This window comes from Methanobrevibacter curvatus, from assembly GCF_001639295.1.
Taxonomy (GTDB): domain Archaea; phylum Methanobacteriota; class Methanobacteria; order Methanobacteriales; family Methanobacteriaceae; genus Methanoflexus; species Methanoflexus curvatus.
Map to the genome: position 1 here is coordinate 1 of NZ_LWMV01000103.1, position 1060 is coordinate 1060.

Below are 1060 nucleotides of genomic sequence, written 5' to 3' on the forward strand. Positions count from 1 at the left end.
TTAAAATTTTAAATTGAATAGCAAATAAAACTAATTTAGTAAAAGTACAATTGTATAATTTTGTAAATTTAAATTAAAGGTCAATTAAATCGAAATATTTAAATATAATGAAATATATATTGTTATTTAGTGATTACAATGAATATTCCACTAAATCCCGATTTAAATGACCCGTATTGGAATTTGTTTTCCAAAGTAGTTAAACTTATCGACTCTAGACAATTCAACAAGAATTAGCTAGAAATAAGCTAAGTAATATTAAAAGACATCAAATCATGTTAAAAATAGTTTTATTATCTTCATTTTTTGAATTATTCGTGTCTGATACTTTTAATCAAGTAAAAAACTCTGATAAGCTCAAAAAATTTTTAAACATTGATGAGCTTATTAGTTTAAAACAAATAAGAGAGATTTATTCTCGTGAAGATGCTGAAAAATATCTTGAATTAACTTTAAAATCCTTAAACAAGCTTCAATTTAAAAAAATAAGAAAAATTAAAACAATTCTACTAGATTCCACACCTTTACTCCTTGATTTAAAATTCAATGGAAGATACATTTCAACACAAACTTGCTTAGATAAAGACTACAAAAGAGGCTATTCAACATCTAAAGGACACTATGCAGGATTCCAAATGACTATAGCAATTGATCATGACTCATTAAAACCATTAGCCATATTAATACATCCAGGATCACCTCATGACACAAAAATGTTCGATGAAATATTGTTTGAACTGCAAAGACGAAGAATACTCCGTGAAGGACAACTTATATTGGCTGATATAGGTTTTTATAGTGCAAATAATTATTTAATTGGAGTTAATAAATATAAAATAGTTCCTTTAATCTTTGCAAAAAAGAAACCAACTATAGAAGTTTTAAAAGACAAAATTACCAACCCTCTAGATTATTTTGACTTTGAAAACAAAGCTGGAGAGATTTACGAATATTTAAGAGAAAAACTCTTCGAAATACTACCTAATTGGAAAGATTTTCGACGTCCAAGATGGAAAATCGAAAAAGTTTTCGAATTCCTCAAAATAAACCTAGAATTAGG

1 protein-coding gene is annotated in these 1060 nt (G+C 26.2%); it reads left to right on the plus strand.

The genetic code is table 11. The annotated features are described in order from the left end of the window. Positions 1-275: 275 nt before the first annotated feature. A partial coding sequence (locus MBCUR_RS02460) for a transposase (RefSeq protein ID WP_067089787.1) occupies positions 276-1060 on the plus strand: 785 nt, incomplete at its 3' end.